The sequence below is a fragment of the Larkinella humicola genome (assembly GCF_008727875.1).
GTDB lineage: Bacteria > Bacteroidota > Bacteroidia > Cytophagales > Spirosomataceae > Larkinella > Larkinella humicola.
In genome coordinates this window covers 192,230-215,776 of sequence record NZ_VTWS01000006.1, presented here as the reverse complement: position 1 = coordinate 215,776, position 23,547 = coordinate 192,230, and the positions used below count along the sequence as shown (strand labels likewise).

The following is a 23,547-nucleotide window of genomic DNA, read 5'->3' as shown; positions in this document are numbered from 1 at the left end:
AAATCCCCTAAAGGCCGGTCGGCCGCTGCCGGACTTATAGCATCCGGATTAAGCTGCGTCCGAGTCCCCTTTAGGGGATTTAGGGGCGAAAGCGAAAGGGCTAAACACAAAGATACGAAATTTTCAGGGGCGGGTTAAGCAACAATCCAAAGACTCGGTGAGTTGACTGATTGTCTTTTCGACAGAATTAGTAGTTTTGGAAAAAAACGACTTAGCTTAACCTAAGCACATGAAGAAAACAGTATACCTCGTCCGGCACGCCAAAGCGGAAGATCGGGCGAGTTTCCAGCGTGACCACGACCGCGATCTGGTTCCGGAAGGCATTATGGCAGCCGCCCGCGTCGGACATCATCTCGCCGAGCAGGGCATAAAACCGGATTGTCTCATCAGTAGCACCGCCAACCGTGCCCGGGATACCGGAAAAGTGATGGCCGAACAATTACACCTCGACCCGGACCGGATGGTATTGGAGCCAAAATTGTTCGATGGCGGGCCAAAGGCGTATATTGCGGCCATAAATGGCATGGATAAAAACTGCCAATCCGTGATGTTGTTCGGTCACAACCCCGACATCTCCTATTTCGCGGAATACCTGACGCACGCGGATGTGGGTTCGATGAGCAAGGGAGCCGTTGCCATCATCGAATTTGAGGACCTCGACTGGGCGGCTATCTCCGGCCGGACGGGTCATCTGGTGGAACTGGTTTCGCCCAAAAAATTGAAAGAATCATGAATAAAAACCGGCGCATCCTGTTTATCGCTGCCCTCATCTTTACCCTCATTGTTATTTTCATCGCTGTCGACATGGGACGACGAACGACAGCACCCTGGAACAAAAAACGCCAGCTCGAACGCGCTTTGCCCACCGAGCTCGACGGAACGGCCCTGGATTCGGCCGCGCTGGATGTAGCCGATACGCTGTTCGTTGAGGACAGCACAAGTCGCTAGGGCCGCCTTTTTTGCCTAAGTTTTCTCTTTTTTGCCGAACCCATCCAAAACCGTATGCAAGCCCTCACTTCATTTTTCAAACGTAAAATACTCCGTATCGATCGCGACCGCTGGAATTACCAGTATGACAAAGGCTTGTGGGATGGGCTGAAAGGACTCGACGAACTGGCGCGGTTCAGTGTCATTGTGGGCTACATTAAATTTCTGAAACCCGGTCAGCCGGAGATTCTGGAAATTGGGTGTGGGGAAGGTTTTTTGCAACAGCGGCTGCAAACCCAGAATTATGGCCGGTTTGTGGCTTTCGACATTTCCGACAGCGCCATCAAAAATGCGCAGGCCCAGGCCGATGAAAAGTGTACGTATCTGGTGGCCGATATGGATAAATACGCGCCAACCGGCCAGTTCGACATGATTGTTTTCAACGAGTCGATTTATTACAGCAAACATCCCCTCAAGACCCTCCAGCGCTTTGCCACGCACCTTAAGGCGAACGGTTTACTCCTGGTTACCATCAACGACCACAAGCACAGTGACGCGCTTTGGCAGGGCATCAAAGACGGTTTCGAACTCCTGGATGAAGCCAAAACCGTAACCTCAAAATCCACCTGCGTCTGTAAGGTGTTGCTACCGAAGAGGAATGATGGGTTATGAATGATGAACGATGAATCAATCAGGGTGGAGCTATCACGATCTGCAGCACATCGGTCTTTTTAATTCATCGTGCATCATTCATAACCCATCATTTTTTTCTGGTACACGGTTTGTGTATAGCCATGCAAAAAAGACTTTCTATGGATATTATTTTAGGAATTGGGTCGCGGGTGCGACACGCCGAATTCGGTGTTGGGGTGCTTATTAATGTAAAATCGAATGGGTATGTTGTGACTTTTATCGAAACTGGCGTCAAAATAGTAAAGCTGACCACCCCACTGGAGATCATCGAGCTGGTGGAACCGGATAGCGATCTGGTGAGCCTTTTCGATGTGGAGCAGTCCCTTTCCCGAATTCTGCAAAAATGGGCGGATGTTTCGGAAGTTGTGCCGCTGGGCGATAAGTGGAAAGGGGGAAAGATGATTTTAAAACCGGGTCGGACGGATCTGGCGTCGAAGGAAATACCGATTGATGCGTTCTTTCACAAAATCGTGATGATGCGCGACCGGTTGCGGGTATTGGAACAACGCGTCAACGCCAGTTCGATCGATGATGAAGAAAAAGTCAACATACAACAATACATTACCCGGATATACGGCAGTATGACGTCATTTAACGTATTGTTCAAACAACCTGAACAGTATTTCTCCGGCGAAAAAAACACCGGAGATTCTTAACTACTAAAAGCTAATGTGATTTGGGTTAGGGTTAACCGACGAGATTAGTACCCGCTATTTTTGATGGCGGGTACTTTTGTTTTCCAGGCTTTGGAATTTTTTAGGATCGGGGGTGAAAATCCGTAATGATCTGCTTCAAATAATCGCGGTCGAGGTGGGTGTAAATCTCGGTGGTCGTGATGGATTCGTGGCCGAGCATCTGCTGCACTGCCCGTAAATCGGCCCCGCCTTCGATCAGATGCGTCGCGAACGAATGCCGGAACGTGTGCGGACTGATCTCCTTTTGAATACCGGCTGCAAGGGCCAGTTTTTTGATGGTTTTGAATACCGACACCCGCGACAGCGAACTCCCCCGCAGGTTCAGGAAAACCGTATCTTCGGCCCCCTTTTGAATCTCCAGTTGACTCCGAACGTGGTCGACGTAGAGCGTGGTGTATTTGATGGCGTCTTTTCCAATCGGCACCAGCCGCATCTTGTTGCCTTTCCCTCTGATGCGGATAAAACCGACTTCGAAATAACAACTGGTCAGCCGCAAATCCAGGAGTTCGGACACCCGCAGCCCGGAGCTATACAGCACTTCGATCATGGCGCGGTCGCGGGTACCTGCGGGGGTAGATAGGTCAATGGCACTCAGAAGGGCTTCGATTTCGGGAAAACTCAGGGTGTCAGGAAGTTTTCGGCTCAGTTTGGGGCCGTCGATGAGTTGCGTCGGGTCGGTTTGAATCTCGTTTTCCAGCAGCAGAAATTTGTAGAAGGCTTTCAACCCGGAAAGAATCCGGGCCTGTGACTGGGCCGACAAGCCCAAGTCGGTCAGGTAGGCCAGAAAATCGAAAATCAGGTCTTCCGTGACCTGCGTCGGCGCCACCGGATCACCGGTTAACGCCAGAAATTCGTGCAATTTGCTGATATCATGCAAATACGCTTCAACGGAATTTTCGGCCAGCGAACGTTCCAGTTTCAGGTAGTTTTTAAAAGCGTTAATGTAACTTTGCCACACAGTATCATCGACGGAGTACAGATTGCGAAGTACGGCTTAATTCCCGGAACCGCAATCATCGGCGTCCGTAATTTGTAAAGGGTCGCCCGGCGGCTCAACTCTTTTACCCATGAAACAGATTCTGATTCTAAACGGACCTAACCTCAACCTGCTGGGGAAACGTGAACCCGAAATTTACGGCAGCCGCACGTTTGTCGACTACCTGGAAACCATCGAACAGGCGTTTCCCGACGTGCAAATCCGGTATTTTCAATCCAACCACGAGGGTGAACTGATCGATAAAATTCACGAACTGGGCTTCACCATCGACGGCATCGTGATCAATGCCGGGGCGTATACGCACACCTCCATCGCCCTGGCCGATGCGCTGTCGGCGGTTCCGGCCCCGGCGGTCGAAGTGCACATTTCCAATGTGCACGCCCGCGAATCGTTTCGGCACCATAGCTATTTGTCCGCGAAATGCAAGGGTGTTATTCTTGGACTGGGGTTGTTGGGTTACGATCTGGCGGTGCGGTATTTGCTGAGTCTGGAAAAATAACGATCTGTCATTCAGTAGAGTAGCAATGATCACCTTTTATCCCGGTCCGTCAAAAGTCTATCCACAAGTGGCCGACTATGCGCAGGAAGCCATCCGGTCGGGCGTAGTGAGCCTGAATCACCGGTCTGCCGGTTTTATGGACATTGTGAAGGAAACGCTTCGGTTGCTGCACGAAAAACTGGCAATTCCGGCGGACTATCACATTGCGTTCGTCTCCTCGGCCACGGAGTGCTGGGAAATTGTCGCCCAATCACTGACGGTGACCACGAGCCTGCATCCATACGGGGGCGCTTTCGGGAAGAAATGGATGGAATATGCCCACCGGATCAAACCGATGATTTTGCCGGGTGAAGCCGATGTGTTGTGCGTGGTGCAGAACGAGACGTCCAATGGAACGCAGGTTCGAATGGACACCCTGGCGCAGTTTCGGCGGGAATTCAGCGGTTTGATTGCCGTCGATGCGGTTTCGTCGCTGGGCGGTTTGGTGTTCGACTGGTCGCTGGCCGATGTCTGGTTTGCCTCGGTTCAGAAGTGCCTGGGTTTGCCGGCGGGTCTGGCAGTATTGATATATTCGCCCGATGCGCTCAAACAGGCGGAGATCATCGCCGACCGTCAGTATTACAACAGCCTGTTGTTCCTTCACGAAAACATCACGAAATACCAGACGCAATTTACGCCAAACGGGTTGGGTATTTATCTGTTAATGAGGGTGTTGCAGCAGGTTGGGCCTATTTCGGAAATCGATGCCCTATTGCGCAGCCGGGCAGCAGACTGGTACGAGTTTATCGAAAAAGAAACCGCCTGGGAATTGCTGATCGGGAATCCCGAACAGCGGTCGGACACGGTGATTGCTGTTCAGGGGAGCGAAGAAGCCATCCGGGCCGTGAAAACCGCTGCGCAAAATGCCGGGATTACCCTCGGTAACGGGTATGGCGACTGGAAATCGAACACCTTCCGGATTGCTAATTTTCCGGCTATTGAGGAATGGGAAATGGATACATTGAAACGGTTTTTGCGTGGATACCTATGCTGAATTTTAAAGAAATCATTTCCGTTACGCTCATTCTGTTTTCGGTCATCGATGTGGTCGGTTCGCTGCCGGTCATCATCGATCTTCGCAAGAAAACCGGCAAGATCGAGTCGGAGAAGGCGACGCTGGCGTCGGCTTTGCTCATGGTGGCGTTCCTGTTTGTGGGGGAGTCTATCCTGAAGCTGTTCGGCGTCGATGTATCGTCATTTGCCGTGGCGGGTGCGCTGATCATCTTTTTGCTGGGGCTGGAAATGATTCTGGGCCGGAACATCTTCAAGGCCGATGATCACGGGGCTGGGGCCACCCATATCGTTCCGATTGCTTTTCCGCTCATTGCGGGTGCCGGAACCATGACGACCATTCTGTCGCTGAAAGCGGAGTATGCAACGGCCAATATTCTGATCGGAATTCTGATTAATCTGGTGCTGATTTACGCCGTCCTGAAGTCGTCAGCCTGGATTGAAAACCGGCTGGGACCGGGCGGAATCAATATTCTGCGGAAGGTTTTCGGCATTATTTTGCTGGCGATTTCGATCAAACTCATTAAGAATAATTTTTAATCACTGTCATCCAGGTCAATGCAAACGCCCGATTCATTAAACGCTGTTGCCGAATTTCACCGGACTTTTCACCACCCGGTTTTAGAAACCCCTCAGATTCCGTCCGAAACCCGCTGTCAGCTCCGCGTTGCGCTGCTGGCCGAGGAATTGAAAGAACTGGAAGTCGCCATTCTGGAAAAAGACCTGGTGGAAGTAGCCGACGCGCTCTGCGATTTGCAGTATGTGCTGGCTGGCGCCATTCTGGAATTCGGGCTGGGCGACCGGTTCAAAGCCTTATTTGACGAAGTCCAGCGTTCGAACCTCAGCAAAGCCTGTCTGACGGTGGAAGAAGCCGAAGCAACCGTTCGCCATTACCAGGCAAAAGGCGTAGAATGCCATTACGTGGAGTCCGATGGGAAATACCTGGTGTATCGCACAGCCGACAACAAAACGCTGAAAAACGTCAATTATTCGCCAGCCTCTCTGGAAGGGTTTCTGACATAGACTAAAAAGTCAGGCCGGTCGATCGACCGGCCTGAGCCTGAAATAACCTAAATAAATTACAGATAATTGAGGGTTACCCAAACCCGTGTTCTTTTTTGGGCTTACGAAACGAATTGGGCGGATGATAGTCGAAACGAATAGGCTTAGGCGGTTTATGCCGAACCCACAGGACAAAAAGTGTAACTCCAACCAGTGTGGCTCCAATACTGCCGACATACGCCAGCGTGGGGCCAGCCGCGTCGATTGGATGCAGGTCAGTGACGTATAAAGCCGACACCTTGCCGGTTAGTCTCAGGAAAAACGTGGGCCAGATACTGATCGTCAGTATGAAAAGGCTCGCCAGCAACTGGGGCACCAGCAGGTCATCGGTCACTTCTTTAGCGTGTGCTGCGGATTCGGAGCGGGGAGTTCCCAGGAACGCCGTTTCAAAGATTTTCGTGAAACCCACTATCGTGAAGCCGCTGATCAGGATGAGGCCCAAAAAAACCGCCCAGATCGCCAGATTCAGAATGCCGACAGGCAGGGAAAGGCCCTTGATAAGCCCACGATAAATCAGAAATTCAGACACAAAGCCGTTGAAGGGAGGCAACCCGCAAAGGGCCAGCGCACCGAGGAGGAACAAAAACGAGGTTCTCGGCATGGTTCGGATCAAACCGCCCAACTGGTCGATGTTCCGGGTGTTTGTAGCCCGGTAAATGGAACCAATGCCAAAAAACAGCAGCGACTTGGACAAGGCATGGTTGGCGATGTGTAAAATACCCCCCGTAAACCCCAGTGCGGCCAGAGCGGGAACGTTAAAAGCAATTCCCAGTAATCCGACCCCGACCCCGATGCCAATAACTCCGGTGTTGGCAATGCTGCTGTAGGCCAGCCATTTCTTGCCATCGTGTTGGAAAAAGGTGTTCCGGATCCCAACCAGCCCCGACAGGAGCGAGAAAACAAGGATGAGGAAGGCAATGGGAACCAGGTCGGTATGGATATAGGTCAGCACCCGCAGAATGCCGTACAGGCCCAGTTGAATCAGTACGCCCGACATGATGGCAGAGACGTGCGATGGAGCCGTTAGCTGCGTTTGAGGGAGCCAGCTATGCAAAGGAACGAATCCCGCATAACTGCCGAATCCGATGAACAGCAGCAGGAAAACCGGTAACGGTTTGTGGGTCACAAAGTAGGCACCGAAGCTATCGAAACCAAAAGAATGTCCTTGCGAACCGGCAATCAGAAAGGCCACGAGGATAAACGCAAACCCAATTTGAATCTGGAGCAGGTACGTATAACCGGTTCTGAGGATATCTTTTCGTTCGCCTTCGAAAATTACCAGCCCAAATGCCGCCAGAGCCATCAGCTCCCACGAAATCATAAACGCGACTCCTCCGCGCAGCGTACAAACCAGAATCATGGACAAGTGGAGCCACAGGAGCGCCAGGTGGTGAAACGACAGTTGGCGATCCGATTGGGTTTGGCGATACCGCTTTAAATATCCATTAGCAAACAGCACGCCCGTCAGCATGGTCAGACTGATGACACCCAAAAAAAAGGCCGACAGACTGTCGATGTTGACGGGTAAAAGAAAACCGGCCTGTTCCAGCAGATTGAATTGCATCAGCCCACCGGCCGACAGCGCGCGGAAAGCCCAGGAAGATGCAGTAACGATAAGGAGAATGTGGAGGAAAAGGCTGAAATAATACTTCGTCTGCCCCCGGAACAAAAACACGCCCAGGCTACAACCAGCAGTAAAGATGAAAACAGCAGACTCCATGTACAAGTGGCTTGTAGCTATGAAGTCAAAGGTGAAGGAATGCTGTTAAAAGAGAATTAAGGGCAAGTTAAAAACCGGTTAAATCGGTATTTGGCCTTACTCGTCCAGTTCAAAAGCCACCGGTTTTTCGGTTGAAACAACCTTGCGAACCGGTACGGTTACTTCCACGGAAGTGCCTTTTCCGATTTCCGATTCCACCCGGATCTGGCCCTTGTGGATGGTGATGATGCGGTAGGTGAGGGCCAGCCCGATGCCATGCCCGATGATTCCGGAGGTGGTTTCGGACCGAAAAAAGGGCTCGAACAGATGGGGAATGTCTTCCGGTGGAATACCGTATCCATGGTCGGTAAACGTCAGTTTGATGTCGTCATCCCCTGCGTTTAGTGTCACCACGATGTGCCGGTCTTTCGAATACTTGCAGCCGTTTTCGATCAGGTTCTGAAAAGCCATTTGCAGGAGCGATTCTTCGCCCATCACAATCAGTTCTTCTTCGTTGCCGGGGAGTTTTTCGTATTCGATATCGATCCGGTATTCTTCATTCTTTTGCAGCAACCGACTGCGCCCCTGCCAGAGCAACTCGTCGATTCGCACCGGTTTAAAGGATAGCGTGGCAGCGTCGGCATTCACCCGCGCCAGTTCGAGCAGACCGTTGACCAGGCTGTTCATTTTTTTGCCTTCTTCCAGCACACTTTCCAGGGCCTGTTTGTATTCATATTCTTTGCGGGGCTGCATCAGGGTTACATCGACCTGACCCATCATCACCGTCAGCGGGGTCAGCAGTTCATGCGAGGCATGGGAAACGAAGTTTTTCTGAAGAATAAACGCCTGCTCCAGCCGTTCGAGCATTTCGTTGAATGTAGCCGCCAGCTTGGCCAGCTCGTCCTTGGGTCGTCCGATGCGCAGCCGGGCGTAGATGTTGGTAGCCGAAATGTCGTTAACCTGATCGATGATGTCGGAAACGGGTTTGAGGGCATCGCCGGCAAAAAACCACCCCGCCAGCAGAACAATGCCCATGCTGACGATCCAGCTAATCACCAGAATATCCCGCAACCATTCGATCTTGGTAAAACCGTAACGGTCGATAGCCGTTGCCACGATTACCAGGATGCGGTTATGGCGGTCGGTAAACCGGACACCGAGGGTTTCCACCATGCCGTTGCGCCTGAAAATTTCCTTGCCATTCCGAACCTGTTCCAGAAACTGAAGGGAAATCACCTCCCGTTTGGAATCGGTCGAATGCAGAATCCGGTTGTTGGGCAAAAAGATGGTTACATGTCCTTTGTAGAGCGACATGTAATTCAGTTCGATCTGCTGCAGCATTTTGTCCGTAATCCCGCTCACCTCCACATTCTCCAGCAATTGGGCGGTTGCCAGCGCATTCTGGCGGAGACGGTCATAGAACTCCCGCTCGCGATACTGATCGAACAAATAGTAGATGGTGAGGGAAAACAGCAGGATGATTGAACCAACCAGCAGCGCAAAAAGGACCGTGAGCCGGGTTCTGATGTTCATGGCAGTAAGGTGAAAGGAGGCTGCGAAGCGCTATTCCTCTTTTAACATGTATCCCATCCCGATGACGGTATGAATCAATTTGACCGGGAAATCTTTGTCTACTTTTTTGCGCAGGAAATTGACATACACATCGATGACGTTCGTACCGGTGTCGAAGTGAATGTCCCACACTTTTTCGGCGATGTCGATCCGGGAAACGACCCGGCTCCGGTTGCGCATCAGGTATTCCAGCAAGGCAAATTCTTTAGCGGTGAGTTCGATTCGTTTGCCACCCCGCCGGGCGATTTTTTCGTTCAGATCCAGTTCCAGATCGGCTACTTTCAGTAGGTTCGACTGCTGACTTGTGTCGATCGTCCGTTTGCTCAATGCCCGCAGCCGGGCCAGCAGTTCGCGAAACTCGAAGGGCTTAACCAGATAATCGTCGGCCCCCGCTTCAAAACCGGCCACTTTGTTATCGAGCGAACCCATGGCTGTCAGCATCAGAATGGGTGTTTTAATGTTCTCGGAGCGCAGCGATTTCGCCAGATCGTAGCCGTTCATTTTCGGAACGTTCACATCAAGTACAATCACGTCGTAACTATTGCTCAGAGCCATCGTTCGTCCGATTTGTCCATCAAACGCCACATCAACCTCGAACGACTGTTCTTCCAGGCCCTTCTTCACGAATGAAGCGAGTTTAGGTTCGTCTTCTACTACCAGAATTTTCATACTTGCCAAGAATAGCGTACCCCGATGTGAATGAATCAAGGTCGAAATACCATATATAACGCAATAAAACAAAAAAGCTACCCGAAATATATCTTCAGGTAGCTTTTTTCATCCTATCCACACCATTCAAAGCTAATTTGCATCAGCTTTGATGTTCAACCTCCCTGATGTAAGAAACTAGCTGACTTACAGCGGAATTTTGATAAACAAAAGTAGACGGAGTAGATTAAACCGATGTTAAAGACAGGTTAAAATCAGGTGAAAACCCGGACGCCTGTAAAACAAAAAAGCTATCCGAGACTGCCCGAATAGCTTTCCGACTATATCCACACCATTTAAAAACAGCCGCCCGTTCAGGCTTAGGCTGTTTTTGTTTGTGACCCGATCATAAACCGGATCTTTATCTTTAATATGTTGTTTCTACAATTAGTATGCAAATATAATAGTTGTTTACAGCATAGACATTAAAATTTCTCCAAAAAATCAAAGAAAACTACTTAGTTATTTTCTGGCCTAAGCAGAATTCAGTTTGATTCTGTTGAAAAACCGCCATTCTGCTTGTGGAAATGCCGTTTTTTGCCCATTTGCCAAAATCTACTGTTGGTTTGGCAGGCACAAGTTGCAGATAAATTGAGTAACAAAAAAGCGAAACGCCGGGTAATCCCGACGTTTCGCCACTGATCATATCGTTGAGTAAATCAATTGAGTGAGATTGAAGCCCCGGTTTGAGCCGGAGGGCAACGGGCCGATCAGTCGATTTTGATCGATTGTTTGGCAGAATCTACGCCACTGTGTGCCTTGTTGGCCAGATTGTCAACGTTGTCGTTAAACTTCTCTTTTTTGGTTTCGCTCTCGTCCTGCAGTTTACCAGTCCACTGGTTTACCTGTGACTTAACCTGCTCGACCTGGGATTTAACCTGCTCAACACCCTTACTCCATTGATCCTGAAGATCTTTTGTGCGTTTGTCGGCTTCGTCCTGAATCCATTGGCGGCTTTCCTGCCCGCTCTTGGGCGCCGTCAAAATGCCTGCTACTACGCCTGTAATAAATCCTAACAGAAAATCTCTTGAACTTTTCATGGTGTTTCCTTATTTATGTTTGCGACGTATGAAGGTAGCAAATTAATTAATTAATGTTTAGAATTGCGTTCAACGCGTTCAACCGCCCCCTTCGTGCGAGACGCTACGGTATCAACCGCGTCATTGTATTTGGAAGACAGGTTTTCCCGCGCATCGTCATATTGATTCCGGATGCTGTTGAAGCCATTCGAAATGGTGTCCTGCAAATCTTTCAGAAACTTATCAGAGTCATTTGTAATTTTTTTGCGGGTATCTTTCCCACTGCGCGGTGCTAATAAAAGACCCAAGGCTGCACCTGTCAATATCGCAACGACCAGTCCACTGAAGTTCGGTTTCATAACCTTTCAAACGGTTTAAGTGAAAAAACTACCGCTCACGGCGGATAACACTGCACTTATAGAAAAATTCGTACCATACTCGATTGCTAACCCCATAATGAAGAGCTAAACGATTGATTACCAGAAGGATTTTAATTTATTTTTGAGCTTGCTCAAAACAACGGTTTTTCGGAACAATGAGGAATAATTTCTACAAACTGTAGAAACCAATTGCTGGTTGACCCCGACTGGCAGATGATGGCTGGCAAGGTAAACTGAAGCAGGTTGGCTTATCCGGCAGGAAAGTGCCTGGCCGGAGATGGAAATAACAAAAAATCCCTGCACTCAAATCTGATGCAGGGATTCCGTACCCACCGTAACTTGTACTTAACCTAAAATGAAACCACCTAAACCTAAACGCATTGCTTTCCGTACTGTACGAAGCAATTGTGTCTTGTTGGATTGACCACAGGGTCAACGGCGTTTTTAAATGATGTGAGAATATCAGACTCCCCTGCCACGGATGACACGGAGAAGAATGGCAACGATTGCTATTACTAATAAGATGTGGATTAAATTACTGCCGGCAATGCCAGCACCGAGTATGCCAAAAAAACCCAAAGCCCAGATAATGATTAGTATTACTGCGACTGTGTAAAGTAAGTTTCCCATAGCGTTCGGTTCAGAGTCAAAATGTTAAGTAATCGATGCTTCTGTCTCCTTTATATGAAAATCTTATGCCAAAGGCTTTAAAGCAAATGTACTATCGTTAAAAAATGCAAAAATTAATTGATTAATAGAAGTATTCCCATGAAAATGACTATCTGTTGATTTGTGTGTCTTAAATGATGAAAAGAGGAATGTGGAGAAAAATCTACAGGTGTAGAAATTAGTGTAGAAAAAAAACGTCTGATTGCAAAACCGAAACGCCCTTATTCTGGCTTTGCCGGAGAATGGTTTGCTTTTTTTAATTACTTAAGCATTAATTTTGTGTTAAATCGGGTTATTAAGCGGTATTTGATAAAATGGACAAATTTAGGCACATTATTATCTATAGTGTATCCGACGTAACATTTGTAAGATGAAAAACGTGATAAAACTGTGGAGAGCATGAGGGGCTGGCAAACCGGGAGTCAATATAAGCCGGTATTATCGAACATGACAAATACGAAACGGGTACTTATCGTCGATGACGAAGCAGATATTTGTCTATTGCTTTCCGGTTTATTAAAGCGAATGGGTTATCAGCCGACCTGTGCCAACTTTCTGGAAGAGGGCCGTCAACGACTGGCCCAGCAGGCTTATGATGCCGTGTTTCTGGATTTGAGCCTACCCGATGGCGTTGGCTTTGAATTGTTGTCTCACATCCGAACGAGCACCACCAACACGAAAGTGATCATGATCAGTGCTTTTGATGGAATTGCGGAACGCAAACGTGCTTCGCAGGAGGGAGCCGATTACTTTATCGGCAAACCTTTTAATCGCAAGACCATCGAACAAGCTTTACAATATATCCAAGTTTAGTTAACTTTATCCCCTCATTAAGTAACTGGGCACTGTAACTGTCCCTCTATGGAAAGGATCTTAATCGTTGACGATAATACGGATATATGCCTGCTTTTAGAACGATTTTTGTCAAAACAAGGGTATAAGACGGCTTCTGTTCAACGAGGAGATGACGGCTTGGCCTTGCTGCGAAAAGAACCGTTTGAGCTGGTTATCTGCGATTTCAAGCTACCCGATGTCGACGGCCTTGAAATGCTGCGCCGGATAAAGATCCTTGATCCCTCCACGGCCGTTATCATTATCACCGGGTATTCTGATGTTCGAATGGCGGTGCAAACGGTGAAACACGGTGCGTATGACTACGTAACCAAACCCCTGTACCCAGACGAAATCCTGTATACCATCAAAAGTGCCCTGGAACGACGCAACCAGAAGACCGATGTGCGGTCGCTGAGTGGGTCTTTTTCAGATGATGGAGAGGACGCGCCCGAAACCAGTCCGGTAAAACCCGTGGCCCGGGCGGCCAAATCTGCCACAATGGTCAGTGGTGGCAAACGGTTTATCTTCGGAAAAAGCCGGTCGGCCGAAATGCTTCAGAAACACATCGACCTCATTGCGCCCACCAACATGTCGGTAATCATTACCGGCGAAACCGGAACAGGCAAGGAGTTTGTTGCGAATGCCATCCATCAAAAAAGCAAACGGGCCGGCAAACCGTTCGTCGCCATTGATTGCGGGGCGTTGTCGAAAGAACTGGCGGGCAGCGAACTGTTTGGACACACCAAAGGCGCTTTCACGGGGGCTATGTCCGATAAGATGGGCAGCTTTGAGTACGCTAACGGCGGTACGTTGTTCCTGGATGAGATTGGTAACCTCTCGTATGAAAATCAGATCAAACTCCTGCGCGTTTTGCAGGAGCGAAAAATACGCCGGATTGGCAGTAATACCGACATCGTTGTCGATGTCCGAATTCTGGTGGCCACCAATGAGGATTTGCGCGAAGCGGTTCGACAGGGTCGTTTCCGGGAAGATATTTTTCACCGCCTGGATGAGTTTCGCATTGAACTGGCTCCCCTGCGCGATCGCAAGGCCGACATTCTGCTCTTTGCCGAACATTTTCTGGAAATCGCCAACGACCAGCTAGAGAAAAACGTTCTCGGATTCGACGATGAGGTGAAGGATCGACTAAAGGATTACTATTGGCACGGTAATTTGCGTGAAATTCAGAACGTTGTGAAGCGCGCTGTTCTGCTGTCGCAGGGTGATTTTATTACGCTGGATTGTCTGCCCTACGAGATTATTTCACCGACTTATGTGATGGAGGAGAACGGCTCGGCAGTTTCCACGGCAGCCCCCGCCAACAACCTCAAATCCGTGTCGGAAAACGCTGAGCGGGCGGCTATCATTAAAGTTCTTGAGAAAACCGGTTATAACAAAACCAAAGCCGCTGAAGTCCTGAACATAGACCGTAAGACGCTGTATAATAAGCTGAAAGCATACGATATTCATCTTTGACAGTTCGTTTGCCCTTACACTTTTTCAGGAGGTGTAAGGGCAAACGGAGCATTAAAACGCAAATCCCAGCGAAACCTGACCAACGGCGTTTTTCGCTTTTCCCATGAGCAAACGGGCGGCACCATCTTTCGCCACCGGCTGCAGACCCTGTCCGTAGCGCAATCCCAACAGGGCTTTTCCGAAGTAAATGTTCAAACCGCCGGCAATGCCATAGTCGAAGGTGTTGAAATTATCCCGGTTAATGTTGCGGTAATCAGAACCGAAGTCACCGTCTGTCGTTACCTTCGAACTTACAAGATAGGATGCGTAAGGTCCGGCCTGCAGATCGACGGAATTGCCCAGTTTGAACGTGGCCAGAACCGGGAGTTCCACATAATTCAGGTTAAAATTATTTTTGCCGGTGTTACCCAGTAGGTTATAGTTGGCCGAAACGCCTTTGGTAGTGTATTGAAGTTCAGGCTGAATGACAAAGAAAGACGTCACCGGAATCTGGGTGAAAAGACCAACGTGAAAACCAATCCGTTCGTTGCGATCATCGACGTTGTTCAGATAAAGTGTGCTGGCATTCAATCCGCCTTTGATACCGGTCCGGGGAGTGGTCTGGGCCGAGACTTCTAAAACCGGTAGGCTGCTAATCAGAACAGAGGCAACAAGCAATCTAACAATCGAGCTTTTCATGGAGTAAAATAGGTTTGTTATACGCAACAGTTCCTGACAATTCTGTGCCAAACCGTACAAGTGAACAGGTGGTTAGGTGTATTACGTTGATAGTCAGGCTTTTTGTGTTTGCTGCGGTAGGTTGCTTCGACCGGTTTTTGGGTTCACGGAAAACAGTTTCTGTGGAAGATCCTACTCAAACTGTAGAAGTCAGGAAGTAAGATTTAATGGTTTCGCAAAACACCTGAAATAGAAACTTGTTCCTCTAAACGAGGATAGCAGACGTACTTTTGTCTTTAGTGAGGCAAAACCCGATGGTTTTCTTTTATATCCACTCGAATGACGAATAAACAATTAACTACCAGCATTCTGATTGCTGACGACGATGCCGATGATCGCCTGTTGATCGAACAGGCGTTTCGGGAATGTAACCTGACATCGGATTTATATTTTGTGGAAGATGGAGAGGAACTCATGGATTTTCTGTACCAGCGGACGCCGTATGAATCGGCCATGCGACCCAGCCTGATACTGCTCGATCTGAATATGCCCCGAAAAAACGGGATTCAGGCCCTGCGTGAAATCAAAGCCAACGAGCAATTCCGGCAAATCCCCGTCGTTGTATTAACGACCTCGACCGCCGAAGAAGATATTCTGCGCACCTACGATTTGGGGGTAAGTTCGTACATCTCCAAACCGTTTGACTTTAGTACGTTACTCGACATCACAACCACCATAAAAAAATACTGGATTGACACCGTTTCCCTACCTGATGACTCAACCCGATGAACTCTCGGAAAAACCCATCCGGGTGCTGCTGGTTGAGGATGATGAAGACGATTTTGTCCTGACGAAATCGCTGGTTTCTACCCGCGACAATGCCAACATTCACCTCGATTGGGTCAGTGATTTTAATTCAGCCCTGGATCACATTTATCAAAACGCCTACGATGTGTACCTGGTTGACTATCGCCTGGGCGAGCGGACCGGCATCGAGCTGATTCACGAAGCGTTTAAAGCCGGATGCCAGACGCCGATGATTTTGCTAACGGGACAAGACGACCTGGAAGTGGATTATTCGGCCCTGAAACTGGGTGCTGCCGATTACCTGGTGAAAGGCAGGATTGATGCCCAACTGCTTGGACGAAGCATTCGCTATGCCCTCCGGCAGGCCAATGTGGTGGGAGAACTGGCCGAAAAGGAAAATAAATATCGTTCGCTGTTCGAACGTTCAATCGATGCTATTTTCGTTACCGACCGCAACTTTGAGTTTCAGGAAATCAATCCTTCCCTCGAAAAACTGACGGGGTATGCGGACGAAGAACTGCGAAAAATGAACGTTAGTGAACTGTTTGATAAAGCAGACGTTTACGAGCAGTTGCGCCGGCAAATTGATGAGTCGGAGCAGGTGAAAGATACCGAGATTGTGCTGGTTAGCAAAGACCGCAAACGGATCGATTGCCTGCTTTCGGTCGTTGCCATACCCGACAAGGGGGGCGTTACCAATTGGTATCAGGCCATCGTGCGGGATGTTACCCAGCAAAAGAAAGCCCAGCGTGATCTGTTGATTGCCGAAAAACTGAGCATGACCGGCCAGATTGCCCGCAGCATTGCCCACGAGGTGCGGAATCCGCTGACCAACCTGCACCTGGCCCTCGAGCAACTCAAAGAAGATTTGCCTCCCGAAGATCCGGGCTTGTCACTCTACATCAACATCATTCGCCGAAATGCCGAGCGCATTGGCCAGTTGATCACCGAGATGCTCAATTCATCGAAACCCCGTGATCTGGAGTTGACATCCCACAACCTCAACGACGCCGTGCGGGATACGCTGTATCTGGTTCATGACCGGCTGCAGTTGAAAGGGATGAAACTGGTGACCGATTTCACCACCGACGACTGTGCGGTTCCACTCGATAAGGAACAGTTTAAAACCGCCTTGCTCAACATTCTGATCAACGCCGTCGAAGCCATGAAAGAAATGACGGGAGTGTTGACGGTGAAAACCATTCCCATCAATGAGCGGGCCATCATGGTCTGTGTGGAAGACAACGGCTCGGGAATTTCGGAAGCTAATCGCCAGCGGCTTTTCGATCCGTTTTTTACCGGGAAACAGGGTGGTATGGGGCTGGGGTTAACCACCACTCAAAACATCATCAATAGCCACCGGGGGTCGATCGAGGTCGAAAGCCAGGAAGGGCAGGGGACGACGTTCCGACTCATTTTTCCCAAGATATGAATCCATCGATCGGCACTGAAAAGTAACTCGTGGCCTCTGAGAAATTCGGAGGCCATTTTTTATGGATTTAGCTGTGGAGTTTCATACACAGTGAGGAAACCATTTTCTACAAACCGCCGAAAATGGTCCAGCAAAATTTTGTATTTTATTGAGGGATTTTCAAGTAATGTTGTTGATAGACAGATGATTATGAATATTGAAATTGATCATCTGGTGTGGCATTTAGTCTGGCATAATTATCTCAATATACCTGGCATCAACAAGCGATAAAGAACATGGTCTGGAATCAAACCCATTTCCCCGCAGCAATGCGCTCGCTACCGCCCAGCGTCCGCGCCAAGGCGATTGAGATTGCCAACTCGCTTCTGGAACAGGAAGTGCCTGACAAGAAAGAAGCGATTTCGACCAGTATTTACGAAGCCCGCGCCTGGGCACGCCAACGGTTTGTAGAATCCCGTCAGGTGGCTTAAGGCAGTAGCGATTCGTACTCCACACCATTCCTTTCACTCTTATTTATCTCAGTCCTTTTTTGCAAAGAGTCTAACCCAGGAAAATTGAAACGTTATGATCTGGAAGAAAAACATTTACGACACGTTGGTAGGCTGCGCTACGGCCTGCGACGAATACGCCACGGAATTGTCGCGTCAGCAGGACATTGAGGAGTTGTATCGTTGCATTTTTTTGAGTTTGGACTGTTCCGATCTCTGTCGTCAGGTGGCGGTTTTATACGTCCGGGGTTCCGAAAACACGCGTCTTCTGGCCCGAACCTGCATCGAAGTATGCGAAAAGTGCGCTGAGGAATGCGAACGGATGAGCGCTGAACGCGCCTGCCAGATCGCAACGACTTGCCGCCAGTGCATCCGCGTGTGCATGACCATTCTGGAGATGACCCTCCGGCCCGATACAGAAACCGAGACGTCACGCACACTGTTTGTTGCGCTCGGCCGTCAGGAAATGCTCTATAACTAGTCGGTCAGGGAACTGACGAAACTGGTAACAAAAACGGTGCTGGTATTTCAACCAGCCGGGCCATCGGTCATCGGGAAATTCTGTCGGTAAACGGGTCGTTGTGAGCAGTATGGTAGTGGCGAAAGAGACAGCATACGTTCAGGTGGGTAACGGTAACAGACGCGTTAAAACGGATTGTGAATCCCCGGTGCAGGAAACAAGCAGAAACTGGTTATACGAAAGCTGCGCCAGCCCTTCTGAAATGTGTGTTCCGATGAAGACCCTGGACTGGTCATCAACACCGTTATAGATATTTAAAAGTGATGGGCCGGTTGTTTTAGCGAAAGCTAAATCGCAACCGGCTTTTATTCTTCGTTAAATCAACAACAGTATGGAAACTATAGAAGAACGGAGTGCGGGGATGGAAAAGGTTAGCAAACTGATCAACGACATTCGAATTGGCATGTTGACCACCCGGGACGAAAACGGGAAGCTGGTGAGCCGTCCAATGGCTGTGATGCAGGTGGATGAAAACGGTGATTTGTGGTTTCTAACGAAAGAGCATTCCCCGAAAACCGATCAGATTGATCAGAACTACCAGGTCAATGTTGCTTTTGCCAATGTGTCGGATGCCTCGTATGTATCCGTGAGCGGAACGGCGCAGGCATTGCAGGATCGCGCAAAAATTGAGGAACTGTGGTCGCCCATGGCCAAACCGTGGTTTCCGGATGGCAAGGACGATCCGTCGTTGTCCCTCCTGAAAGTGCATACCGAAACCGCTGAGTACTGGGATTCCAGTTCAAGCCGGATGGTACGGCTTTTTGAAATGGCGCGGGCGGCTTTGACCGGTGACACCTACCAAGAAGGTGAAAACAAACTGGTTGAAAACCGGTAGTATCTTCCACTAAATAAAGCGGGATGCCGGTCTGAAAAGACCGGCATTTTTTTGCTTATCAGGCTGAAAATAAATCCGGTATGATTGTTAAAAACACTGATTTTGGTTGGGAATTAATTCATCAGCAAGCGCATGGATTGCTGGCGGTCAAAGTTGCAATGCATTGGAATGCAGCAAAGAGACCGGAGCGCTGGGTGGAAACACTCGTGGCACTGACCGAACACGACGACGGACAGGAACCCTGGGAAGGCAAAAATCACCTCACGGCAGCGGGTGCACCGATGGATTTTCGGATTGAAGAATACGCCGTGGGACAGGCCCGGCGTATGGTTGAGATCGCGCTGGAAAAAAGCCGCTGGAATGCCCTGATGGTATCGAAACACGCTACCTTTCTCTATGAGTCATTGGTCGACCAAAGTGCTGAGCTGAAGGCGTTTCTGGAACAGCAGAAACAAAACCAGAAGAGTTGGCTCCGGCAGATGAAGTGCTCTAAAAAAGAGGTTGATTATGCATATGCCTTTATTCAATGGTGCGACGCCCTGTCGCTCATTCTCTGCCAGGGTCTGATTCCGGAGTATGGCCGCCGACTGGAAATCAGTCCCGGCCCCGACGGAAGAATCTACTACATTTTTCAACGGCCCGACCAAACCGTAGGCGTTGATCCCTGGCCCTTCGAGAGTCCCGGATTTTCACTGCAAATCGAAGCCTACCAGTTGCAACAACTTAGTTACAAAGACGATGCCGAGTTGTACGACTGCATTCAGAAAGCACCGATTGAAGAGAAGGAATGGCATTTTAAAAGCGAATGATGAGTTGTTGAATGATGAGCGATGAACGATGAACGATGAATGATAGTCGGCGAAGCCCATTCATCGTTCATCACTCATCATTCAACAACTCATCATTCCTTCAACTTCAAAAGCACCACCGACCGCTCCTTGATTTCGAAGGGTTCACGGGCGGTAACTTCCTGCGGAACAGTCGCATCCGTTGCGGTATTGACCAGCACCTGCCATTTGTATTTCCGGCCGGGTTTCGGTAGTTGGAACGATAAGGGTTCCCAGAACGCGTTGAACAGGATCAGCAACCGGCCTTCGCCAATCGCATCGCCGTTTTCGTCTTGTTCATCCACCTTGGTTCCGTCCAGCAGCAGGCCGAGACAGCGGGTAATCCCGTCGTTCCAGTTTTGGTCGGTCATCGGTTTTCCGTCATTGCGGAGCCAGACAATTTCCTCCGTGCGGTAGAATTTCCGGCGACGCAGCAACGGCAGTTCCCGGCGCAGGGCCGTAAGCTGGCGGGTAAAATCGAACAGCGCCTGTTGATCGGCGGTCCATTCCCAATTGAACCAGCTAATTTCATTATCCTGGCAATAGGCGTTGTTGTTGCCCTGTTGGGTCCGGCCACATTCGTCGCCCATTACCAGCATTGGTGTTCCCTGGCTCAGAAGGAGGGTCGCTAAAAAGGCTCGTTTTTGCTGTTCACGCGCCCGCACAATGCCCTCGTCGTCGGTCGGACCTTCCACGCCCATGTTCCAGCTCAGGTTATCGTTGGCGCCGTCCTTGTTATCTTCTCCATTAGCCTCGTTGTGCTTGTCGTTGTAGCTCACCAGGTCATTGAGCGTATAACCGTCATGGGCCGTAATCAGGTTGATGCTGTTGGCGGGCTGGCGACCGTCGTTATAGAGATCGGGGCTTCCCAAAACCCGCGCGGCCAGTTCGCCAGCCAGTCCGGTGTCACCTTTCCAGAATCCGCGAACGCAATCCCGGTATTTGCCATTCCATTCCGACCAGTTGACCGGAAAGTTGCCGACGTGATACGACTGCACATCCCAGGGTTCGGCAATTAGTTTGACCTGCGACAGAACCGGGTCCTGCTGAATGGTTTCCAGAAATGACGACAACTGACCGGCCGCCGTCAGGCTATGGGCCAGGGCCGTAGCCAGGTCGAACCGGAAACCGTCGACGTGCATTTCGTTTACCCAGTAGCGCAGGCTGTCCATTACGAGTTGCAGCGTGCGCGGATGGTTCATGTTCAACGTATTACCCGTACCCGTATAATCCATGTAGTACGTTTCATTGCCTTCCACGAGCCAGTAGTAAGACGGGTTGTCGATGCCCCGGAACGACAGCGTCGGCCCGTGCTGGTTTCCCTCAGCAGTGTGGTTATAAACCACATCCAGAACGACTTCGATACCGGCCTTGTGCAGGGCTTTCACCATTTCCTTGAACTCGTTGACGGCATGGCCGATCTTGTCTTTCGAGGCATATTCACTGTGGGGGGCAAAATAACCGATCGAGTTATAACCCCAATAGCTTTCGCCTGTAAACTGGTGAACCGGCATCAGTTCCACCGTCGTGATTCCCAGCGATTTCAGGTAGTCTGTAACTTCGGGACGGCCCAGGCCGGCGTAGGTTCCCCGGATTTTCTTTGGCAGTTCGGGGTGCAGTTTTGTGAACCCTTTGACGTGCAATTCGTACATCACCGAGCGATTGAGCGGGATGTCGGGTCGCTGGTCATCTTCCCAATCAAACGTGGAGTCAATCACCACCGACTTCGGTACGTAGGGGGCGCTGTCATCTTCCTGCGGTTTCGAAAACCGGTCTTCGTCCTGGTTGTCCGGATCGAAGCCCAGTTGAGCGAGATTGCTTTCAATAGGCCCGCTGATGGCTTTGGCGTACGGGTCCAGCAGCAGCTTATTCGGATTGAATACGAGGCCCTGCGTGGGTTCAAACGGCCCTTCTACGCGGTATCCGTACAATTGCCCGGGCTGGATGGCGTCGAGGTAAATGTGCCAGATTTGTTCGGTGCGTTCCGTCAGCGGAATCCGCTGGGTTTCTTTGGTAGGGTCTTCCGCGTCGAACAGACACAGGATAACGCCGGTTGCGTGTTCACTAAACAGAGCGAAGTTAACACCTTCGCCATCCCATGTGGCGCCCAGTGGATAGGGCTTTCCCGGTCTGGAGCGGATCTCATCCGGGTTTTCTACAGTATTGGTGGTTTCCATAATAATAATTCAGTTTCCGGGGCCATTGAATCAGGTTCCGCTGCGGTTTTTAACGTGCTTCTGCGGTTTTTAAGTCAATCCTGGCAAGGGCTGGCCGGCCTATTGATCAACTATTCGTGGATTTAGAATGTTTCTGGATACAAAAAAAAGTCCCGAATCCACCGGATCCGGGACTTCTTACCTTTCACCTGGAAAGGTTATACAACATTGGCCAGACGGGCCATCGACGCATGGGCCGATTCGATCCGTTCTTTCTGACGAAGCAGCAGCTCGCGGGTGCTGGCAGCCAGGCTGGTGCTTTGCAGAATTTCCTGGTAGTCTTCCAGAGCCTGACCATCTCCGCGTTTGCATTCTTCCACCACGGCTTTGTCGTCGTTTCCGGTAAAGGTGGTTTTGATATTGATCCAGGCGCGGTGCAGATCAGCGGTGAGGCTGGTGCTGTTTTCCGGATCTCCGCCAAGGGTCCGGATTTCGCGGTCGATCTCCGTAGCGTATTCGTTCCGCTGCCGCGACTGGGCTAAGAATAAACTCTTCAGTTCCGTATCCTTTACATTTTCAGCGGCTTCCTGGTAGCCTCGTTCTCCGTCACGTGTACGCGTCAATAGCGTGTTCAACCGGTCTAGAATTTCGCTGTTTGTGTTTCCTACTTCCATAACGTTAAAAAGAAAAGTGATTAGAATACGCCCGCTCCCTGACGGAGCGGGCGTATAGGTTTAACTGTTTATATTTCCGATTGTTCCGCGTTCGGCGGCTTTTCGTAATTTTTCGTTCGCAAAGATGGCGACTTCAACCCGGCGGTTTTGCTGACGGCCCGAAACACTGCTGTTGTCGGCCAGCGGCTGGCTTTCGCCATAGCCTTTCTCCGTCAAACGATTGCCTTTGATCCCTTCGGACTGTAGTAGCTTGGCCACGGTTTTGGCCCGCCGTTCCGACAGTTTCAGGTTGTGCTGATCGGAACCGGTATTGTCGGCATGCCCTTCAATCAACACTTCCGTATCGTTGTATTTTTTCAGGGTTTCGGCCAGTTTGGTCATGTTGTCCCGATTCGCAGATTTTAAATTATATTGATCCACATCAAACAGGAAGTCGGAATCAAACGTGATTTTGATCCCCTCACCAACGCGTTCGATGCGAGCATTTTCGAGTCTCCGGCGAAGTTCTTCCGCCTGTTTATCCATTTGACGACCGATTAATGCGCCCCCTGCGCCACCCACGGTAGCGCCCAGGATAGCACCCACGGCGGTGTTGCCTGATTTGCGGCCAATGAGGCCACCCGCAACTGCCCCCGCCCCGGCTCCGATGATGGCACCTCGCTGGGTATTATTCGTGTTTTTTCGAATTGATTTACATCCTGTCATTGTACCAGCCGCAAGAATACTTCCGGCTACTACCAGTGCCACCGCTCTCATTGTACGCAATTGTAAAGAATGGCTGTGCTTGATCATGGTAAAATAAAACATTGGTTCACCGTAGAAGAGCCAAAAGCCGTACCAGTTGCTGAAACAGGTCGGTTATGGTGCTTTT

The 23,547-nt window shown here is 49.9% G+C and carries 27 protein-coding genes; 16 read left to right on the top strand and 11 right to left on the bottom strand.

Features of this window, described 5'->3' with window-relative positions; all coding sequences use genetic code 11:
* Positions 1 to 229: 229 nt before the first annotated feature.
* The 4 genes from F0P93_RS22405 to F0P93_RS22390 all read left to right on the top strand — a co-directional run bounded on the left by F0P93_RS22405 (position 230) and on the right by F0P93_RS22390 (position 2,276).
* Entirely contained in the window at positions 230 to 733 is a 504-nt protein-coding gene (locus F0P93_RS22405) for a SixA phosphatase family protein (protein WP_150879973.1), read from the top strand.
* Positions 730 to 948, top strand: a complete 219-nt coding sequence (locus F0P93_RS22400; protein WP_150879972.1) for a hypothetical protein — start codon at positions 730 to 732, stop codon at positions 946 to 948. The genes F0P93_RS22405 and F0P93_RS22400 overlap by 4 nt, the downstream gene beginning before the upstream one ends.
* A 54-nt stretch (positions 949 to 1,002) precedes the next feature.
* Positions 1,003 to 1,599 (top strand): class I SAM-dependent methyltransferase, encoded by a 597-nt coding sequence (locus F0P93_RS22395; protein WP_150879971.1) that lies wholly within the window; start codon positions 1,003 to 1,005, stop codon positions 1,597 to 1,599.
* A 140-nt stretch (positions 1,600 to 1,739) separates the two neighbouring features.
* Positions 1,740 to 2,276, top strand: coding sequence for a DUF8685 domain-containing protein (locus tag F0P93_RS22390; protein WP_150879970.1), 537 nt, complete (start codon positions 1,740 to 1,742; stop codon positions 2,274 to 2,276).
* A gap of 100 nt (positions 2,277 to 2,376) precedes the next feature.
* On the opposite strand, the gene xerD is transcribed toward F0P93_RS22390, so the two are convergent.
* Positions 2,377 to 3,273 (bottom strand): site-specific tyrosine recombinase XerD, encoded by an 897-nt coding sequence (gene xerD, locus F0P93_RS22385; RefSeq protein WP_150879969.1) that lies wholly within the window; start codon positions 3,271 to 3,273, stop codon positions 2,377 to 2,379.
* Between the two features lie 109 nt (positions 3,274 to 3,382).
* Here xerD and aroQ point away from each other — a divergent pair, with 109 nt between their 5' ends.
* From aroQ to F0P93_RS22365, 4 genes are read left to right on the top strand one after another with little or no spacing between them, the layout of a single operon-like run.
* Positions 3,383 to 3,811 carry a type II 3-dehydroquinate dehydratase gene (gene aroQ / locus F0P93_RS22380; protein WP_114405031.1) on the top strand — a complete coding sequence of 143 codons (429 nt, stop codon included), beginning with the start codon at positions 3,383 to 3,385 and terminating at the stop codon, positions 3,809 to 3,811.
* 25 nt (positions 3,812 to 3,836) lie between these two features.
* Positions 3,837 to 4,844 (top strand): aminotransferase class V-fold PLP-dependent enzyme, encoded by a 1,008-nt coding sequence (locus F0P93_RS22375; RefSeq protein ID WP_150879968.1) that lies wholly within the window; start codon positions 3,837 to 3,839, stop codon positions 4,842 to 4,844.
* The gene (locus F0P93_RS22370) at positions 4,838 to 5,401 is read left to right on the top strand and encodes a MarC family protein (protein WP_150879967.1); all 564 of its coding nucleotides are present in this window, start codon (positions 4,838 to 4,840) and stop codon (positions 5,399 to 5,401) included. Before F0P93_RS22375 ends, F0P93_RS22370 begins: the two co-directional genes overlap by 7 nt.
* A gap of 18 nt (positions 5,402 to 5,419) precedes the next feature.
* Positions 5,420 to 5,884, top strand: coding sequence for a pyrophosphohydrolase domain-containing protein (locus F0P93_RS22365; protein ID WP_150879966.1), 465 nt, complete (start codon positions 5,420 to 5,422; stop codon positions 5,882 to 5,884).
* Between the two features lie 73 nt (positions 5,885 to 5,957).
* On the opposite strand, the gene F0P93_RS22360 is transcribed toward F0P93_RS22365, so the two are convergent.
* The 6 genes from F0P93_RS22360 to F0P93_RS22335 all read right to left on the bottom strand — a co-directional run bounded on the left by F0P93_RS22360 (position 5,958) and on the right by F0P93_RS22335 (position 11,931).
* Positions 5,958 to 7,643 carry a proton-conducting transporter transmembrane domain-containing protein gene (locus F0P93_RS22360; protein WP_150879965.1) on the bottom strand — a complete coding sequence of 562 codons (1,686 nt, stop codon included), beginning with the start codon at positions 7,641 to 7,643 and terminating at the stop codon, positions 5,958 to 5,960.
* Positions 7,644 to 7,739: 96 nt separating this feature from the next.
* Entirely contained in the window at positions 7,740 to 9,155 is a 1,416-nt protein-coding gene (locus tag F0P93_RS22355; RefSeq protein WP_150879964.1) for a sensor histidine kinase, read from the bottom strand.
* A 30-nt stretch (positions 9,156 to 9,185) separates the two neighbouring features.
* Positions 9,186 to 9,863, bottom strand: a complete 678-nt coding sequence (locus F0P93_RS22350) for a response regulator (protein ID WP_150879963.1) — start codon at positions 9,861 to 9,863, stop codon at positions 9,186 to 9,188.
* Between the two features lie 749 nt (positions 9,864 to 10,612).
* Positions 10,613 to 10,942 carry a YtxH domain-containing protein gene (locus F0P93_RS22345; RefSeq protein ID WP_150879962.1) on the bottom strand — a complete coding sequence of 110 codons (330 nt, stop codon included), beginning with the start codon at positions 10,940 to 10,942 and terminating at the stop codon, positions 10,613 to 10,615.
* 50 nt (positions 10,943 to 10,992) lie between these two features.
* On the bottom strand, positions 10,993 to 11,280 hold the full coding sequence (locus F0P93_RS22340; RefSeq protein WP_150879961.1) for a YtxH domain-containing protein: 288 nt from the start codon (positions 11,278 to 11,280) through the stop codon (positions 10,993 to 10,995).
* Between the two features lie 483 nt (positions 11,281 to 11,763).
* On the bottom strand, positions 11,764 to 11,931 hold the full coding sequence (locus tag F0P93_RS22335; RefSeq protein WP_150879960.1) for a lmo0937 family membrane protein: 168 nt from the start codon (positions 11,929 to 11,931) through the stop codon (positions 11,764 to 11,766).
* A 486-nt stretch (positions 11,932 to 12,417) separates the two neighbouring features.
* On the opposite strand from F0P93_RS22335, the gene F0P93_RS22330 reads away from it, so the two are divergent.
* On the top strand, positions 12,418 to 12,783 hold the full coding sequence (locus tag F0P93_RS22330) for a response regulator (protein WP_114405021.1): 366 nt from the start codon (positions 12,418 to 12,420) through the stop codon (positions 12,781 to 12,783).
* 48 nt (positions 12,784 to 12,831) lie between these two features.
* The gene (locus F0P93_RS22325; protein WP_150879959.1) at positions 12,832 to 14,280 is read left to right on the top strand and encodes a sigma-54-dependent transcriptional regulator; all 1,449 of its coding nucleotides are present in this window, start codon (positions 12,832 to 12,834) and stop codon (positions 14,278 to 14,280) included.
* 51 nt (positions 14,281 to 14,331) lie between these two features.
* Here the strand turns inward: F0P93_RS22325 and F0P93_RS22320 are convergent, their stop codons facing one another.
* Positions 14,332 to 14,958: a porin family protein gene (locus F0P93_RS22320; RefSeq protein WP_150879958.1), complete on the bottom strand. Its 627-nt coding sequence runs from the start codon at positions 14,956 to 14,958 to the stop codon at positions 14,332 to 14,334.
* Positions 14,959 to 15,276: 318 nt separating this feature from the next.
* Between F0P93_RS22320 and F0P93_RS22315 the strand changes: the two genes are divergently transcribed.
* The 6 genes from F0P93_RS22315 (at position 15,277) to F0P93_RS22290 (ending at position 19,828) form a co-directional block, all read left to right on the top strand.
* Positions 15,277 to 15,726 carry a response regulator gene (locus F0P93_RS22315; RefSeq protein ID WP_150879957.1) on the top strand — a complete coding sequence of 150 codons (450 nt, stop codon included), beginning with the start codon at positions 15,277 to 15,279 and terminating at the stop codon, positions 15,724 to 15,726.
* The gene (locus F0P93_RS22310) at positions 15,710 to 17,176 is read left to right on the top strand and encodes a hybrid sensor histidine kinase/response regulator (RefSeq protein ID WP_150879956.1); all 1,467 of its coding nucleotides are present in this window, start codon (positions 15,710 to 15,712) and stop codon (positions 17,174 to 17,176) included. Before F0P93_RS22315 ends, F0P93_RS22310 begins: the two co-directional genes overlap by 17 nt.
* A gap of 308 nt (positions 17,177 to 17,484) precedes the next feature.
* Entirely contained in the window at positions 17,485 to 17,646 is a 162-nt protein-coding gene (locus tag F0P93_RS22305; RefSeq protein WP_225309601.1) for a DUF2188 domain-containing protein, read from the top strand.
* A 94-nt stretch (positions 17,647 to 17,740) separates the two neighbouring features.
* On the top strand, positions 17,741 to 18,145 hold the full coding sequence (locus F0P93_RS22300) for a four-helix bundle copper-binding protein (protein WP_138992375.1): 405 nt from the start codon (positions 17,741 to 17,743) through the stop codon (positions 18,143 to 18,145).
* Between the two features lie 370 nt (positions 18,146 to 18,515).
* Complete coding sequence (locus F0P93_RS22295; protein ID WP_150879954.1) at positions 18,516 to 19,019, top strand: pyridoxamine 5'-phosphate oxidase family protein; 504 nt, start codon at positions 18,516 to 18,518, stop codon at positions 19,017 to 19,019.
* 80 nt (positions 19,020 to 19,099) lie between these two features.
* Positions 19,100 to 19,828 (top strand): DUF3891 family protein, encoded by a 729-nt coding sequence (locus tag F0P93_RS22290; protein WP_150879953.1) that lies wholly within the window; start codon positions 19,100 to 19,102, stop codon positions 19,826 to 19,828.
* 92 nt (positions 19,829 to 19,920) lie between these two features.
* Here the strand turns inward: F0P93_RS22290 and glgX are convergent, their stop codons facing one another.
* The 3 genes from glgX to F0P93_RS22275 form a co-directional block, all read right to left on the bottom strand.
* Positions 19,921 to 22,023 carry a glycogen debranching protein GlgX gene (gene glgX / locus F0P93_RS22285; protein ID WP_150879952.1) on the bottom strand — a complete coding sequence of 701 codons (2,103 nt, stop codon included), beginning with the start codon at positions 22,021 to 22,023 and terminating at the stop codon, positions 19,921 to 19,923.
* A gap of 197 nt (positions 22,024 to 22,220) precedes the next feature.
* Positions 22,221 to 22,676, bottom strand: coding sequence for a ferritin-like domain-containing protein (locus F0P93_RS22280; RefSeq protein WP_150879951.1), 456 nt, complete (start codon positions 22,674 to 22,676; stop codon positions 22,221 to 22,223).
* Between the two features lie 60 nt (positions 22,677 to 22,736).
* Positions 22,737 to 23,468 (bottom strand): YiaD family glycine zipper/OmpA-like lipoprotein, encoded by a 732-nt coding sequence (locus F0P93_RS22275; RefSeq protein WP_150879950.1) that lies wholly within the window; start codon positions 23,466 to 23,468, stop codon positions 22,737 to 22,739.
* Positions 23,469 to 23,547: the final 79 nt, after the last annotated feature.